The organism is Solimonas sp. SE-A11 (genome assembly GCF_030345715.1).
Classification (GTDB): Bacteria; Pseudomonadota; Gammaproteobacteria; order Nevskiales; family Nevskiaceae; genus Solimonas_A.
Window position 1 is genome coordinate 69,428 of sequence record NZ_JAUASX010000005.1, and the last position, 16,016, is coordinate 85,443.

The window sequence follows — 16,016 nt, forward strand, 5'->3', positions numbered from 1 at the left end:
ATGAGCAAGGCAGCATGGATCGTGCTGGGGGCGGTTGCCGTGGCCGGAGCCGGCTTCGGTGCCTGGCAATGGCAGAAGGACGACTACGACTACGAGGCCGCCTTCGAGACCCCGGAAGCACAGCAGTTGCCCGAGGCGCCGGGTGTGATCCTGCGCGTGCCGGAGCTGGCCGGCCGCAGCCCGGAGGAGGTCGCGCAGAAGCTGGGCAACCCGCAGGACTGCGAGGATTCGCTGCATAGCCGCCGCTGCCGCTACCCCGACGCCCGCGCCGCCGTGCTCTACATCGACGGCAAGGCCAGCTGGTTCACTGCGGACTTCGGTGATTCCGGCTACCCGCTGCAGGCCGAGACCCTGGCGGCCCTGGGCCTGCCCGAGGGCAAGCCGCAGCAGGTCGGCAAGCGCGAACTGGTCTGGACCGGGTTGCCCGGCTACCAGGAAATCCACCTCTACGGCGACAGCCAGGGGCTCGTGACGCATGCGCTCATCAAGACTGCTGTTCGCTAGCCTCCTGGCAGGGGCGAGCCTCGCCGCCCAGGCCGAACCGCTCAGCATCCTGCGCGTCACCCCCGCGGGCGACGACGTCCAGGACACCCGACAGATCGTCATCGCCTTCGACCGCGCCGTGGTGCCGCTGGGCCGCATGGAGCGCGACCCCGCCGAGGTACCGGTGACGATCAGTCCGGCGATCCGCTGCGACTGGCGCTGGCTGGACCCCGCGACCCTGGCCTGCAACATCCTCTCCGACGAAAAGCTGCGCCTGGCCTCGCGCTACGAGATCGACATCCGCCCCGAGTTCGTTACCGAGCAGGGTGAGAAGCTGGAGCGCGGCCAGACCGTGCGCTTCACCACCGAGCGGCCGATCCTGCGCTACAGCCGCGTCTCCGACTGGGACGGCCCCGGTCAGCCGGTGATCTACGCCCGCTTCAGCCAGCCGGTCACCGCTGCGTCCATCGCCACGGCCTTCCGGCTCGGCGGCGTCGCCCTGCAAGCCGGAGCGGACCCGGACGACCGCGACATGCCGTTCTGGACGCCGCGGGGCGAGGCCCGCGAGCAGTGGCTGCTGCGCCCGGCCAAGCCCCTGCCGCTGGACAGCGCGCAGCGCCTCTGGCTGTCGCCCGGCCTGGAATCCGCCTTCGGCACCGCCACGGGCATCGAGGATCGCGAGATCGAGGCCCTGCACACCTTCCCGGCGCTGCGCCTGCTGGGCGTCAGCTGCCTGCGCAATGCCGCACCCGGCGTGGAGCCGGAGTGGGGCCTGGTCGGCAAGGGCCAGACCTGCGATCCGCTGGGCGGCGCGGTGCTGTCCTTCAGCGCGCCGGTGCGAACGTCGGAGATGAAGGGCCGCCTGAGCCTGGAGCCCGATCCTCGCAAGGCCTTCAAGAAGGAACACGACCCCTGGGCCAACAGTGGCGACAACAGCGGCAGCATCGGCAGCCATTCGCGTGGCGCTAGTTACACCATCCCGCTGCCCTTCAACTTCATCGGCGGCACCCCGTACCGGGGCAGCCTGGCCACCGGCCTGCGCGATGTCTTCGGCCGCGAGCTGGGTGCCAGCAACTTCGCCTTCGACACCGGCGACCGCACGCCGAAGCTGGTGTTCGAGCACGAGCGCGCGGTGATCGAATCCGGCCTGGATTCGGAAGTGCCGGCCGTCGTCACCAACCTGTCCGGCATCGACACCCGTTTCGACCGGCTCACCGCTGATGGCCTGCAGAAGGACCAGACGCACCGCGTGCCGGTGGCGGCGGTACGCAACATCGCCTTCGCGATGCCGCTGGACGTCCGCGGCATGGTCGGCGGCCAGTCCGGCGCGGTGAGCGGCAGCCTGACCACCACGCCTTCCACCTCGACGCAGCCGCAGCGCTTCTTCGCGGAGGTCACGCCCTGGCAGGTGCATGCCAAGCTGGGCCACTCCAACCTGCTGGTCTGGGTCACCGACATGGCCAGCGGCAAGCCGGTGTCCAAGGCCAAGGTCCGCGTGATGCTGGGCTTCGGCGGCGAGACCAAGGCCGAGGCGATGACCGACAGCGACGGCCTGGCCGAGCTGCCGGGCTCGGCGGAGCTCGATCCCAAACTGGAACACGCCGGCTGGCGTCCCGAGAAGTCCCTAATGGTGCACGTCGCCAAGGACCAGGACCTGGCCCTGCTGCCCCTGGAGTACGAATTCCAGGTGGATGTCTACCGTGCCTCGCGCAACCAGTTCTCCGAGTGGCGCCGGCCCAAGCACGGACATCTGCGCGCCTGGGGCACCACGGCGCAGGGCGTCTACCGTGCAGGCGAGAACGTGCAGTACAAGGTCTACGTGCGTGACGAGGCTGGCCGCTCGCTGGCGCCGGCACCGAAGTCCGACTACCAGCTGAAGGTCTACGATCCCACCGGTAATGTAGTACTGGAGCAGGACAAGCTGGCGTTGTCGGAGTTCGGTGCGCTGTCCGGAGACTTGAAGCTGGCCGAGCGCGCGGCGGTGGGCTGGTACCGCTTCGAGCTGACGCCGTCCTTCGCCAAGGACGAGCCGCTGGAACCGCTGCGCGTGCTGGTCAGCGACTTCACGCCGGCACCGTTCCGCGTGGGTGCGGAGTTGCGTGCGCATGACGCCAGGCCGGGCGACGAGGTCGAGGCCGTGGCTTCGGCACGCCTGCACGGCGGTGGTGCCTTCGCCAATGCCCCGGCACGCCTGGTGGTGCGCGTGGACGCCTCGTCCTTCAGCTCCAAGGATCCGGCGGCGGCGGAGTTCCAGTTCAGCAGCTACGAGTCGCGTGCCGCCGAGCCGCTGCTGGATACCGAGACGCGGCTGGACGGGCAGGGGCAATTTGCCCAGAAGCTGAAGCTGCCGCAGATCGAGACGCCTTACGGCCGCCTGCTGTTCGACGCCACGGTGCAGGACGATCGCGGCAAGGGTATCGGCGCGCAGGCCTCCGTGCCGTACTACGGGCGTGACCGCTACGCCGGCGTGCGCTGGAGCGGCTGGATGCTGACCCAGGGCAAGCCTGCCAGCGTCGACGCCATGGTGGTGGACACCGCCGGCAAACCGGTCAAGGGCCAGCCCTACTACGTGAAGATCGACCGCCAGGAAACCCACGCCGCGCGCGTCAAGGGTGCGGGCAACGCCTACATCACGCGCTATGTGCAGAAATGGCAGCGCGTGTCGACCTGCAAGGGGCGCTCGGGAACCGAGGGCATGCCCTGCGAGTTCACGCCGGATGCCAGCGGCGAATTCCGCGTGACCGTGATGACGCGCGACACGCAAAACCGCCTGCACGAGTCCTCCACCTGGATCTACGCCCAGGGCGCCGACGAGGTGGTCTGGGAAGACACCCCGGACTACAGCCTGGAACTGCGCGCCGACCGCCACGAATACAAGGACGGCGAGACCGCCAAGCTGATGGTGAAGAATCCGTACCCCGGCGCCCGCGCGCTGGTGACGGTGGAGCGCTACGGCGTGCTGGACCGCTGGGTGCAGAAGCTTTCGGGTTCCACACCGGAGATCCGCATTCCGGTCAAGCCGGAGTACTTCCCCGGCGCCTACGTCTCGGTGGTGGTGATGTCGCCGCGCGTGGAGCAGCCGGTGAAGGATGGCGTGGACCTGGGCAAGCCCAGCTTCCGCATGGGCTACCTCGAACTGCGCGTCAACGACCCCACACGCGAGATGACGGTGACGGTGAAGCCGCAGCGTGAGGAGCTGCGCCCACGCGAGAGCGTCAAGGTGGAGCTGGAAGCCAAACCGCGTCACAAGAAGCCCGGCGACCGCATCGAGTACGCGGTGGCGGTGCTGGATGAGGCGGTGTTCGACCTGATCAAGGACGGCAAGGACTACTTCGATCCGCTCAAGGGCTTCACCCGACTGGATTCGCTGGACGTCGGCAACTTCGGCCTGCTGACGCGCCTGGTGGGGCGGCAGAAGTTCGAGAAGAAGGGCGCCAATCCTGGCGGCGACGGCGGCAGCGACCTGTCGATGCGCAGTATCGACAAGTACGTGGCCTACTGGAATCCGGCGCTGCCGGCGGATGCCAGCGGCCGTGCGAGCTTCACGTTCCAGGCACCGGACAACCTGACCGGCTGGCGCGTGCTGGCGCTGGCGGTGACGCCGGACGACCGCATGGGCCTGGGCCAGGCCGTGGTCAAGGTCAACAAGAACGCGGAACTGCGACCGGCACTGCCCAACCAGGTGATCGCGGGTGACCGCTTCGACGCCGGGTTCACGCTGCTCAACCGCGGCAAGGGCGAACGCAGCTTTACGCTGAGCATCAAGGCCGAGGGTGCGGCGCAGGGGCAGAAGAGCGAGACCTTCACGCTCAAGCCCTTCGAGCGTCGCACGGTCTACCTGCCGCTGCAGGCCGCCGCGGCCGGCGACATCCGCCTCAGCGCCACGGCAGGCGAGGGCAAGGATGCCGATGCCCTGGCGCAGACCCTCAAGGTGCTGGCGCGCAAGCCCAACATCACGGTGGCGGATTACGGCCATTTCGAGGGCGAGGCTGAGGTCCGCATCCCGCTGAAGCTGCCGGAGACGCTGGAGCGCGGCGAGCTGAAGTTCACGTTTGCGCCCACGGTGCTGGGCGATCTCGACGGCGCCTTCGGTTATGTTCGCCAGTATCCCTATGCCTGCTGGGAACAGCGCCTGACCAAGGCGGTGATGGCGGCGCACTACCTCAAGCTGCGCCCGCGCCTGAGGAACGTCGGCGACTGGCCGGAGGCGCAGCAGCTGGCCTCCGCCACGCTGGAGCAGGCGGCGAGCTTCCAGGCGGAGGAGGGCGGCATGGGCTTCTGGACGCCGGACAACTCGCGCCAGAGTCCCTACCTGTCGGCCTACACCGCGCTGGCCTTTGGCTGGATGAAGGACCTGGGCCACGAGCCGCCGAAGCTGGTCTGGGACAAGCTCGACGTCTATCTCGACAAGCTGCTCAAGGAAGACATCAAGGCCGAGGGCTACGACGCGCCCGAGACGCGCGCCCAGGTGCGCGCCGTGGCGCTGGCGGCACTGGCGCAGCGAGGCAAGCTAAAGAAGGAGGACCTGGACCGCTACGCCAGCTGGCTGCCGCGCATGGGCCTGTTCGGCCAGGCGCTGTTCCTGCAGGCGGCCAGCCGTGTCGAGGGCGCGGAGCCGCTGATGAAGCAGGCCCGCGACCTGATGCTGTCGCGTGGCCAGGAGTCGGCGGGCAGCCTGATGCTGCGCGAGGACGGCGATTCCAGCTGGCATGGCTGGCTGCTCGGCTCCGAGCTGCGCTCCAATTGTGCCGCACTGTCGGCCTTCACCGGCCGCTACGGCTGGGATGCCGCGATGCAGGAGCTGCCGATGAAGCTGACCCGCGCCATCACGCAGGCCCGCGGCAATCGCTTCCACTGGAGCAACACCCAGGAGAACCTCTACTGCACGCGCGCCTTCATCGAATACGCCGACCGCTTCGAGTCGGTGACGCCCGATATCCTGGCGCAGGTGCTGCTGGGCGAGGCCAAGCTGGGCGAGGTGCGCGTGACGCGCGAAGCCGGCGGCCAGCTGCAGAGGCCGGTGACGCCGGAGCAGGCTGGCGCCGCACCGCCGATCCTGATCCGCTCCCAGGGCCAGGGTCGCAGCTATTACACGGCGGCACTGAGCTACGTCGAGAAGGAGTCGGCCGCCCGGGCGATCAATGCCGGCCTGGAGACGCGTCGCAGCTACGCCGTGCTGCGCGACAAGACCTGGGTGCCGATGGAGCCGCCGCTGAAGCTGAAGCGCGGCGACAAGGTCCGCGTGGAACTGGTGCTCAACGCGCCGTCCTGGGCCACCTACGTCGCTGTGGATGACCCGGTCCCCGGAGGCCTGGAGCCGATCAACCCGGACCTGGCCGGCGTACCGGGCGACGATGCGGCGCTGGACAGTGGCGGCTCCTACGCCTTCTACCATCGCGAGCTGCGGCACGACTCCGTGCGCTTCTTCGCGGACTCGATCGGGGCCGGCGAATACCGCATGGCCTGGATCGGCGTGGCGGTGGCCACCGGCGAGTTCGCCGCGCCGGAGACGCACGCGGAGCTGATGTACAGCCCCGAGGTGTTCGGCAACGGCATGCCGGCACGCCTGACGGTGACCGAATGAACGAGGAAACGACCCTGGACGGCGAAGACAACGAACGCGAGCAGAACCGCCTGGCGGTGGCAGCGCTGGAGGACAACGGTGACGATCTGGCGACTCCGCGCGAGATCGATCACTTCGTCTACTTCGACGACCTGGACGGACTGACGCGCTTCGAGCAGCAAGCCGAGGGCCTGGGCTTCCGCGTGCGGCACCATGTCGAGACGGAGGAGGGGCGGCCGGGCCTGCAGGTCTACCGTATCGACATCCCCTCGTTCGAGAAGATCGACGAGATCACGCTGCCCTTGTACCGGGCGGCGCTGGACTGTGGCGGCCAGTACGACGGCTGGGAGTCGCAGGTCGTCGAGTGAAGCGCTTCGCCCGGATCGTCGCGGGGTTCTTCGCGTTGCTGCTGCTGGCCACCCTGCTGGCACAGCGCTCGCTGCCGCGCACGCTGGAGCCGCAGCCCGGTGACACGACGAGGGCGCAGGCCCTGGTGCTGGACCGCGAGGGCCGCCCGCTGAACCTGCGCTACGACGGCGGCTGGAACCTGCAGGAGCGCGTGCCGCTGGAGCAGGTGCCGCCGCTGCTGCGCCAGGCTTTCGTCGAGGCCGAGGACCGGCGCTTCTGGACGCATCACGGTGTGGACTGGCGCGCACGCCTGTCGGCCACCTGGACCAACCTGCGCGCCGGCCGCTCGCTGCGCGGCGCCAGCACCATCACCGAGCAGGCCCTGCGCGTGATCAACCCGCGTCCGCGCACGCTTTGGTCGCGCTGGGTGGAGGGCTTCGAAGCCCTGCGGCTGGATGCGCGCTTCGCCAAGCCGGACCTGCTGGAGTTCTATCTCAACCAGGTGCCCTATGGCGCCAACCGCCGCGGCGTGGCGCCGGCGGCGCGCTATTACTTCGGCCGCAGCCTGGAGACCTTGTCGGAGCGCGAGATGCTGGCGTTGGCGGTGCTGGTGCGCGCGCCCTCGCGGCTGCTGCGCCAGCCCGAGGCCCTGGACGCCGGCATCGCGCGCCTGGCGCAGCGGCTGGCAGAGCAGGGTGCGCTGTCGCCGGAGCGCCTGGCCGCGCTGCAGGCGCAGCGCCTGGCCTGGGCCCGACAGCCGCCGGAACTGCAGGCGGCGCACTTCGCGCTGGAACTGCAGCGCCGTCATCCCTGGGCGACGGCGCAGCGCAGCAGCCTGGACACCACGTTGCAAGCCAGAGCCGAAGGTTTCCTGCGCCAACGCCTGCAGGGACTGCGCTCGCAGGGCGTGCGCCAGGGTGCCTTGCTGGTGGTGGACCTGCAGGACAATCGCGTGCGCGCCTACGCCACGGTGGACGACGAGCACCCGGACATCATCGGCGTGGACGCGGTGCAGGCGCTGCGCCAGCCCGGCTCCACCCTCAAGCCCTTGCTCTACGCCCTGGCCATCGAGAAGGGCTGGAATGCCGACACGATACTGGACGATAGCCGCCTGACCGAGCGGGTCAACGCCGGCCTGCACGAGTACCGCAACTACAGCCGCATGCACTATGGCCGCGTGAGCCTGCGCGAGGCCCTGGGCAACTCGCTGAACATCCCGGCGCTGAAGACCCTGCAGTTCGTTGGCGGCGAGCCCTTCCTGCAACGCCTGCAGGTGCTGGGCATGGCGGGCCTGTCGCGCCACCCGGACTTCTATGGCGACGGCATCGCCCTGGGCAACGGCGAGGTCTCGCTGTTCCAGTTGGTGCAGGCCTATACCGCGCTGGCGCGGGGAGGGCGCTGGCAGCCGCTGACCTTGCTGGAGAGCGATCCGGCGCCGCGCCCGCTGCGGACCCTGATCCAGCCGTCGGCCGCACGCGCCATCAGCGAGATCATCTCCGACCCCCAGGCGCGCCTGCTGGAGTTCGGCGACGGCGGCCTGCTGCGCTTTCCCGCCGAGACGGCGGTGAAGACCGGCACCTCCAGCGACTACCGCGACGCCTGGACCGTGGCCTACAACGGCCGCTGGCTGGTCGGGGCCTGGATGGGCAACCTCTCTGGCCGAGAGACCGACGGCATCACCGGCGCCCAGGGGCCGGCCCTGCTGACCCGCTCCCTGCTGGCCCGGCTTCCGGCGGACCGGCCGCTGGACCGGGCCCTGCGCAGCGGTCACCGGCGGCCGGAGGAGCCGGCCGTGGCCGTGGTGACGGAGACCCTGCCGGCCGAGCCGCGGCTCAGCCAGCCCTTCGAGGGCCTGATGCTGGCCATGGACCCGCGCATCCCCGACCGGCTGGAGGCCTTCGAGTTCGTGGCCGAATGGGACCGCCCACTGCGCCGGACCACCTGGCATGTGAACAACGGTCCGCCGGTCACGGTCGAAGGAGACCGCTATCTGTGGCCGCTGGCCCGGGGGCGGCAGAGGGTCTGGGCCGAGTTGGAGGCCGAGGACGGCCGGCGCGGTCGCACGCCTGAGGCTGCTTTCCTGGTGAAGTGAATTTTCCTTCCCGATCAGGGTACAGGACTTGCTTCTTCAGAAAGTACTTGACCACCGCGACGCAGCACTCTTGATTCTCCGGGGAGTGGCCGCATTTCAGCAGGGTTGCGGCATAATGCGGCAACCCCAACAGGAAGATCCGTGGAAACCCTGACCGACCGTTCCGCACCCGTACTCCCGCTTCGCGATGTGGTGGTCTTCCCCCACATGGCGATTCCGTTGTTCGTGGGCCGCGAGAAATCCATCAAGGCGCTGTCGGCAGCCATGCAGCACGACAAACGCATCCTGCTGCTTGCCCAACGCACGGCCGACACCGACGATCCTGCCGAAAAAGACCTCTATGAGGTCGGCACCCTGGCCAGCATCCTGCAGATGCTCAAGCTGCCCGACGGTACCGTGAAGGTGCTGGTGGAAGGTGTGCGCCGCGCCCGCGTGACCCGCCTGGATTTCGGCGGCGAGTTCCTCGTGGCGGATTGCCAGCCCCTGCCGGAAGACCCGGCCACGGTCACCGACGACAAGGAGATCGACGCGATGACGCGCTCGATCCTGGCCCAGTTCGAGCAGTACTCCAAGCTCAACAAGAAGATCCCGGCCGAGCTGCTGCCGTCGCTGGCCAGCATGGACTCGCCCGGCCGCCTAGCCGACACCATCGCCGCGCACCTGAATCTCAAGCTGGAGGACAAGCAGCAGGTCCTGGAGATCCAGGAGCCCAAGCCGCGCCTCGAGCACGTGTCCTCGCAGCTGGAAGGCGAGATCGACGTGCTGCAGATCGAGAAGAAGATTCGCTCGCGCGTGAAGCAGCAGATGGAGAAGAACCAGCGCGAGTACTACCTCAACGAGCAGATGAAGGCCATCCAGAAGGAACTGGGTGACAACGAGGACGGCCCCAGCGAGCTGGAGGAGCTGACCCAGAAGGTCGAGCGCTCCGGCATGCACAAGGAAGCCAAGACCAAGGCCCGCGCCGAGCTCAACAAGCTGAAGATGATGCCGGCGATGTCCGCCGAGGCCACGGTGGTGCGCAACTACTTGGACTGGCTGACCCAGATGCCGTGGAAGCGGCGCAGCAAGACCGTCATCGACCTCAAGGCCTGCCAGGACAAGCTGGACACGGACCACTATGGCCTGGAGAAGGTCAAGGAACGCATCGTCGAGTATCTGGCGGTCCAGTCCCGCGTGAAGAAGATCAAGGGCCCGATCCTGTGCCTCGTCGGTCCTCCCGGCGTAGGCAAGACCTCGCTCGGCCGTAGCATCGCCGAGTCGGTCAACCGCAAGTTCGTGCGCATGTCGCTCGGCGGCGTGCGTGACGAGGCGGAAATCCGCGGTCACCGCCGCACCTACATCGGCTCCATGCCGGGCAAGATCGTCCAGAACCTGTCCAAGGTGGGCGTGAAGAATCCGCTGTTCCTGCTCGATGAAATCGACAAGATGAGCATGGACTTCCGTGGTGACCCGTCGTCGGCGCTGCTGGAAGTGCTGGACCCGGAGCAGAACGCGACCTTCCAGGATCACTACCTGGAGGTGGACTTCGACCTGTCCGACGTCATGTTCATCGCCACGGCCAACACACTGAACATCCCCGGTCCGCTGCTGGACCGCATGGAAGTCATCCGCCTGCCGGGCTACACCGAGGACGAGAAGGTCAGCATTGCCAAGCAGTACCTCGTGCCCAAGCAGATGAAGCAGAACGGGCTGAAGGATGGCGAGCTGGAGATCAGCGACAGCGCGCTGCGCGCCGTCGTGCGCACCTACACGCGCGAAGCTGGCGTGCGCAAACTGGAACAGCACGTCAGCAAGATCGCCCGCAAGACCGTTAAGCAGCTGCTACTGAAGCCTGCCGACAAGAAGGTCAAGGTCACCGACAAGAACCTCGACAAGTTCCTCGGCATCCCGCAGTACCGCTACGGCCGCGCCGAAGAGAAGAACCAGATCGGCCAGGTCACCGGCCTGGCCTGGACCGAGGTCGGCGGCGAGCTGCTGACGATCGAGGCGGCGCTGACGGCGGGCAAGGGCAAGATGACGCAGACCGGCTCGCTGGGCAACGTGATGCAGGAGTCGATCCAGGCTGCCCTCACCGTGGTGCGCTCGCGTGCCAAAGCCCTGGGGATCGACCCGGAGTTCTACGCCAAGAACGACCTGCACGTACACGTGCCCGAGGGCGCCACGCCCAAGGACGGCCCTTCCGCCGGTATCGCCATGTGCACGGCGCTGGTGTCCGCGCTCACCGGCATCCCGGTGCGTGCTGACGTCGCCATGACCGGCGAGATCACGCTGCGCGGCGAGGTGCTGCCCATCGGTGGTCTCAAGGAAAAGATGCTTGCGGCCCAGCGCGGCGGCATCCAGACCGTGGTCATCCCGCAGGAGAACGTCAAGGACCTGGCCGATATCCCGGACAACGTGAAGAGCAAGCTCAACATCGAACCGGTCCGCTGGATCGAGGATGTGCTGAAGCTGGCCCTGGAGCGTCTGCCGGAACCCAAGCCGGAATCCGATACGCCGGCCGCGCCGGCCAGCCCGGCCGAAGGCTCGGGCGAGGGTGCCAGGGCGCACTGAGTCGGTAGAGAGTCAAAGAAGGGCGCGGATTCCGCGCCCTTCTTTGTGTCCGTGACCCGTCCTGCCCAGGGTTGACACCTTTTCGAAGTCGAGAAGGAGAGTCAAATGGAATCAAGGGTTAAGAGGACGCAGCGCGATTACACGATGGCCTTTAAGTTGGCGGTTGTGGATCAGGTTGAGAGAGGTGAGATGAGTGGTCGTCAGGCCCAGGATCGGTACGGCATCCAGGGTGCCTCGACGGTTCTGAAGTGGGTACGGCGATATGGCCGGCCTGCGGCGGGGCGGGCATCGAGCGGGGCAGCATCGACTGGAATCCGCAGACCGGCGAGATCAACGCCGAAGTGGGCCTCGATACCAATGGCGACTGGCGACTGAGCGACATCCAGGGTAGCGAGCGCATCTACCTAAGCTTGAGCGATGGCAACCTCGTCGTGCGCGTGGTGGACCTGGAGACCCAGCCCTCGACCGAAGAGCGCCTGGAATTCACCCGCGTCAACAACGACAAGGGCCTGCTTGCGCAGGCCCTGGAGCAAATCCTTAGCGGCTGCCGGGTATCGGCAGCGTCGGCCCCCGCTGGGGGACGGCCACGCTGCTGCCGGTGGGCAACTGCGGCAGCTGGCGCTGACCCTGGAGTGTCGTCGGACGGACTTCGCCCAGCGAGGGCATCTGGCGCTGCGTGAGGCTCATCGGCATCTCCGTGGGGTTGGTTGACGGCCCCAATGTGCGCGCTTGCACACAGGCTGTCTGTAGATAAAGTCTCACGTTGCTGGCACGGGAATTTCGGCCGCCGACGAGCGGTGGCGAATCAGGGGATGAAGTGCGTGGCCGGGGGGCGACGCTCCCGACTAGACCGTCCCGATCTCCGCAGGTGCCTTGAACTGGTCCTTCCAACTGCGCAGCGCGGTGAACACCGCCACGCTGTCCGGCAGGCGGCCGCCGGACCACTGGCGCGCGGACTGCACCACGGCCGGCATCTCGGTACGCAGGAAGGGGTTGATCTGCTTCTCTAGCGCCAGCGTCGTCGGCAGGCTGGGCTCGCGGTTGCCGCGCAACGCGCGCACGCGCATCAGCTGGTTGGCGACGGCGCCATTGTCCGGCTCCACCGCGCGGGCGAAGGCGAGGTTGCTCAGCGTGTACTCGTGGGTGCAGTACACCAGTGTCTCCGGCGGCAGGGCCGCCAGACGCGAAAGCGAGGAGTGCATCTGCGAGGGTGTGCCCTCGAACAGGCGGCCGCAGCCGGCCGAGAACAGGGTGTCACCACAGAGCAGGATGCCGGGACTGTAGAAGACGATGTGGCCCAGGGTGTGGCCTGGCACGGCGATGACCTGGAAGGGAGTGTCCAGCAGGCTGATCCGGTCGCCTTCCTTCAGCAGTTGTGTCAGGCCCGGAATGCGCTTTTCCTCCGCCGCCGGGCCATAGACCGGTATGCCCTTGAATTGGCGACAGAGTTCGGCAACGCCACCGATGTGATCGGGGTGCCAGTGGGTGATCGCGATGGCTTGCAGGCTCAGCCCGCGGGCCTCCAGCTCCTTGAGCACCGGGGCGGCGTCGCCCGGATCGACCACGACGGCGTGCGAACCCTCCACCAGGGTCCAAAGGTAGTTGTCCTGAAAAGCCGGGATCGGAATGATCTGCATGGCGTATGATCTTGGTGCCTGATCCCGGTCTGGTCAAACCATGCCTTCGCGAGCCCATCTTTCCGGATTGCCGCTGACCCGCCATACGCTGGACCTGTGGCTGCGTTCACCGCGCGGCCGCCGCCTGCTGGCCCTGCAGGAAAGCGAGGTGCGCCGGGTGCTGCCGGAGGTCTTCGGGCGCCATGTCCTGCAGATCGGCAGCTGGGGCACGGACAACCAGCTCATCGCCTCGGCGGAGACCCTTCACAAGGCGGTGCTCGGCACGGTCAGCGGCGAGCCCTCCTCGGCGCTGATCGACCCCGAGCAGCTGCCCCTGATGAGCAAGAGCGTGGACGCCGTGCTGCTGCCGCACACCCTGGAGTTCAGCCGCTCTCCGCACAACGTGCTGCGCGAGGTGAACCGGGTACTCAACGACCGCGGGCGCCTGGTGGTCCTGGGCTTCAGTCCCTGGAGCATCTGGTCGCTGCGCGGCCTGCTGGGCCTGCGCTATCGCGCCTTCCCGGCGGGTGCGCGCTACCATGCCGCCGGCCGCATCTGTGACTGGTTGGAACTGCTGGACTTCGAGGTCACCGAAATCCGCCGCTTCGGCGTCGGCTTCCCGTGGCTGGAGCCGCGCACCGCGGGCGGCCCCTGGAGCCTCGGCGCCCTGCTGTCGCCGCTGTCGGATGCCTACATGCTGGTGGCGCGCAAGCGCGTCATCCCGATCAATTTCATCGGACGCGCGCAGCGGGCCCAGGTCAAGCCGCTGGTCGGCGTGGCCGCCCCTGCGGCACAATCGCAAGCCTCTTTGGAAAAGCATCCGACGTGAAGCAGATCGTGATTCATACCGACGGCGCCTGCAGGGGCAATCCCGGGCCCGGCGGCTGGGGTGCCTTGCTGGAGTACAACGGTACCCGCAAGGACCTCAAGGGCGGCGAAGCCCTGACCACCAACAACCGCATGGAGCTGATGGCCGCCATCAGCGCGCTGGAAGCATTGCGCGAGACCTGCTCCGTGCAGCTCTATACCGACTCGGTCTACGTGCGCTCCGGCCTGCTGGAATGGCTGCCGGGCTGGAAGAAGCGCGGCTGGAAGACGGCCGACAAGAAGCCGGTGAAGAACCAGGACCTGTGGCAGCGCCTGGACGCCGCCGCCTCACGTCACCAGGTGGAATGGCACTGGGTCAAGGGCCATGCCGGCCACCCCGGCAACGAGGCGGCGGACCGCTTGGCCAACCAGGGTATCGACGAACTGCTGGAGCAGCAGAAGGGCGCGGCGGCATGAGCGCCGTCCTCAAGCGCCAGGTCATCCTCGATACGGAAACCACCGGCCTGGAGGCCAGCCAGGGCCATCGCATCATCGAGGTTGGCTGCATCGAGCTGGTCGGCCGCCGCTATACCCAGAACAACTTCCACCGGTACATCAACCCGGAGCGCGAGATCGACCGCGGCGCCATCGAGGTGCACGGCATCACCAACGAATCCCTGGCCGACAAGCCGAAGTTCTTCGAGCTGGCCAAGGAACTCTGGGATTACCTGGAGGGCGCGGAGCTGATCATCCACAACGCAGCCTTCGACATCGGCTTCCTCAACGCCGAGTTCGGTCGCGTAGGCTTCACCCGGCGCATCGACGAGGTCTGCGAGGTGACCGACACGGTCGCCATGGCGCGCAAGATGCACCCCGGCCAGCGAGTCAGCCTGGACGCGTTGTGCAAGCGCTACGAGGTGGACAACTCCGGCCGCGACCTGCACGGCGCCTTGCTCGATGCCCGTCTGCTGGCCGACGTCTACCTGTCCATGACCGGTGGCCAGAACCGGCTGATGCTGGACAGCGGCGAAAGCGGTGGCATATCGCGCTCGCGCTTCGTCGAACTGCTCGGCGCCAGCACGGCTTCGCTGCCGGTGCTGTCGCCGGACGAGACCGAACAGGCCGCACACCTGGCCAAGCTCAAGAAGCTGGCCGACAAGGGCAAGTGCATCTGGGCCAGCGAGCTCCCCGCCGCCTGAGCGGCGGGCACTCGGATCAGCGCAGGTCCAGCATCACCGGCCGCCAGCGCCAGCCGGCGCCGGTCACCAACTCTACCAGCGGCCGGCGCATCTCCTCGATGTCGAAGCGCCAGGCGTAGGCCAGGTCGCGGGTCGGGCGCCCATCGCGGATCTGCAGGCCCAGCAGGCTCTGCGTGCGCCGTTCGAAGAAGCAGATGCCCCACTGGCCTGGTAGCGCAGCCCGGCTTCGCCGCGGCCTGCCGAGGCACCGAAAGCCGCATGGAACTCGCGGACCCGGACCTCGGCGCGAGCCTCGTCCAGCTGCAGACGATACCGCAGCAGCCGGCGCAGGCGGAGCGCCCGCGTCAGGTCCAGCCAGGTGGCGTCGGCGTAGCGCCATTCTGCGATCAGCTCGTCCGGCCGCTCGCCGGGCGCCAGCGTGAATGGCAGGTCCTCGCCTGCGAGCCGCAGCAATCGCTGGCGCAGCGCCGCCACCGGCAGCACCGGTACATCCGCTGCCGGTGCGTGGCTCGCCGCCCAGGCCGACAGACGCAGGAATGTCCAGGCGACGAACACGGTGCAGGCCAGCACGCCAGCCAGCAGCGGCAATGGGGGCAAGCCGGGCGCAGCCGCAGCCGTTTCCACGGGCGGTTAGGGCGCCGCTGCCGCCTGGCGGGAGGCCTTCAGGCGCCGTTCGAGCGTTCCCCGGTCAGCTGCCGTGACCTTCAGCAGCCGCCGGCCGTCCAGGGCGTGGAAGCCGGCATGGCCGGCGTCCTGGCTGAGCACGCCGCTGTAGCCGGATAGCATGGCCAGCGGTTGCGGCTGGTTCTGGTATTCCGTCAGGAAGCTCAGTCGTGGCTGGGCCTCACCGTCATAGATGATCTCCAGAACCTGACTGCCAACGGCAAGGATCGACAGCAGGGCCCGGCGCGCGTCCAGGATGCCGCGGGTCAGGTCGGTGACCTGCAAGGCTGTGTCCGCGGTGGGTTGCGGGAAATGCTCGGCTGCCGGGGCAGGGGCCGCCGCCCGTGGCAGGTATTGCGGAAACAGCCCGAAAGCCAGAAATGCGGCAGCACCACGAGGCCGAAGAAGGGCCCGAAGAACACTACCGGGCGCGCATCATCGCCAGCAGCAATGCCAGCACCGCGCCGCCGCTGAGCGCCAGACCGGTCATCACCAGCACCTGCGGTTGGTCCGCCGGCCCGCCGCGCATCCAGGCGGCTGTCAGCACGCCAAGGCCCGCCAGCAGGTAGGCAGCCACCAGGCATTGTGCGATCGGTCGGGTTTGCATCTTGACCCCCGTGACGTGCTCCGATTCCATCTGGACCATAGGAAAGCGCGGCGGGTCTGTGGCATAAACCCTTCATAACGACACTAAC

The 16,016-nt window shown here is 68.0% G+C and carries 13 protein-coding genes and 1 pseudogene; 9 read left to right on the top strand and 5 right to left on the bottom strand.

All coding sequences use genetic code 11. From position 1 onward, the window contains the following. The 6 genes and pseudogenes from QT386_RS07900 to QT386_RS07925 all read left to right on the top strand — a co-directional run. Positions 1-504, top strand: a complete 504-nt coding sequence (locus QT386_RS07900; RefSeq protein WP_289273208.1) for a hypothetical protein — start codon at positions 1-3, stop codon at positions 502-504. Continuing rightward, on the top strand, positions 476-6,067 hold the full coding sequence (locus tag QT386_RS07905; protein ID WP_289273209.1) for an alpha-2-macroglobulin: 5,592 nt from the start codon (positions 476-478) through the stop codon (positions 6,065-6,067). The genes QT386_RS07900 and QT386_RS07905 overlap by 29 nt, the downstream gene beginning before the upstream one ends. Continuing rightward, positions 6,064-6,414 carry a ribonuclease E inhibitor RraB gene (locus QT386_RS07910; RefSeq protein ID WP_289273210.1) on the top strand — a complete coding sequence of 117 codons (351 nt, stop codon included), beginning with the start codon at positions 6,064-6,066 and terminating at the stop codon, positions 6,412-6,414. The genes QT386_RS07905 and QT386_RS07910 overlap by 4 nt, the downstream gene beginning before the upstream one ends. Next, a complete protein-coding gene (locus tag QT386_RS07915; RefSeq protein WP_289273211.1) occupies positions 6,411-8,486 on the top strand; it encodes a transglycosylase domain-containing protein in 2,076 nt (691 codons plus the stop codon). The genes QT386_RS07910 and QT386_RS07915 overlap by 4 nt, the downstream gene beginning before the upstream one ends. A gap of 207 nt (positions 8,487-8,693) precedes the next feature. Continuing rightward, a complete protein-coding gene (lon, locus tag QT386_RS07920) occupies positions 8,694-11,036 on the top strand; it encodes an endopeptidase La (RefSeq protein ID WP_367401409.1) in 2,343 nt (780 codons plus the stop codon). Between the two features lie 105 nt (positions 11,037-11,141). Continuing rightward, a pseudogene (locus QT386_RS07925) lies at positions 11,142-11,306 on the top strand (IS3 family transposase); the annotation flags it as partial. 267 nt (positions 11,307-11,573) lie between these two features. Here the strand turns inward: QT386_RS07925 and QT386_RS07930 are convergent. Both QT386_RS07930 and gloB read right to left on the bottom strand, forming a co-directional pair. Then, complete coding sequence (locus QT386_RS07930; RefSeq protein ID WP_289273213.1) at positions 11,574-11,723, bottom strand: hypothetical protein; 150 nt, start codon at positions 11,721-11,723, stop codon at positions 11,574-11,576. A 158-nt stretch (positions 11,724-11,881) separates the two neighbouring features. After that, positions 11,882-12,673: a hydroxyacylglutathione hydrolase gene (gene gloB / locus QT386_RS07935; RefSeq protein ID WP_289273214.1), complete on the bottom strand. Its 792-nt coding sequence runs from the start codon at positions 12,671-12,673 to the stop codon at positions 11,882-11,884. Between the two features lie 40 nt (positions 12,674-12,713). Here gloB and QT386_RS07940 point away from each other — a divergent pair, with 40 nt between their 5' ends. From QT386_RS07940 to dnaQ, 3 genes are read left to right on the top strand one after another with little or no spacing between them, the layout of a single operon-like run. Further along, positions 12,714-13,481 carry a class I SAM-dependent methyltransferase gene (locus tag QT386_RS07940; RefSeq protein WP_289273215.1) on the top strand — a complete coding sequence of 256 codons (768 nt, stop codon included), beginning with the start codon at positions 12,714-12,716 and terminating at the stop codon, positions 13,479-13,481. After that, on the top strand, positions 13,478-13,936 hold the full coding sequence (gene rnhA / locus QT386_RS07945; RefSeq protein ID WP_289273216.1) for a ribonuclease HI: 459 nt from the start codon (positions 13,478-13,480) through the stop codon (positions 13,934-13,936). Before QT386_RS07940 ends, rnhA begins: the two co-directional genes overlap by 4 nt. Next, positions 13,933-14,658 (top strand): DNA polymerase III subunit epsilon, encoded by a 726-nt coding sequence (dnaQ, locus tag QT386_RS07950; RefSeq protein WP_289273217.1) that lies wholly within the window; start codon positions 13,933-13,935, stop codon positions 14,656-14,658. The genes rnhA and dnaQ overlap by 4 nt, the downstream gene beginning before the upstream one ends. A gap of 72 nt (positions 14,659-14,730) precedes the next feature. Here dnaQ and QT386_RS07955 read toward each other — a convergent pair whose 3' ends face one another. The 3 genes from QT386_RS07955 to QT386_RS07965 form a co-directional block, all read right to left on the bottom strand. Next, positions 14,731-15,282: a hypothetical protein gene (locus tag QT386_RS07955; RefSeq protein ID WP_289273218.1), complete on the bottom strand. Its 552-nt coding sequence runs from the start codon at positions 15,280-15,282 to the stop codon at positions 14,731-14,733. Between the two features lie 6 nt (positions 15,283-15,288). Continuing rightward, the gene (locus QT386_RS07960) at positions 15,289-15,606 is read right to left on the bottom strand and encodes a hypothetical protein (RefSeq protein ID WP_289273219.1); all 318 of its coding nucleotides are present in this window, start codon (positions 15,604-15,606) and stop codon (positions 15,289-15,291) included. A gap of 136 nt (positions 15,607-15,742) precedes the next feature. Then, positions 15,743-15,928 (bottom strand): hypothetical protein, encoded by a 186-nt coding sequence (locus tag QT386_RS07965; RefSeq protein WP_289273220.1) that lies wholly within the window; start codon positions 15,926-15,928, stop codon positions 15,743-15,745. Positions 15,929-16,016: the final 88 nt, after the last annotated feature.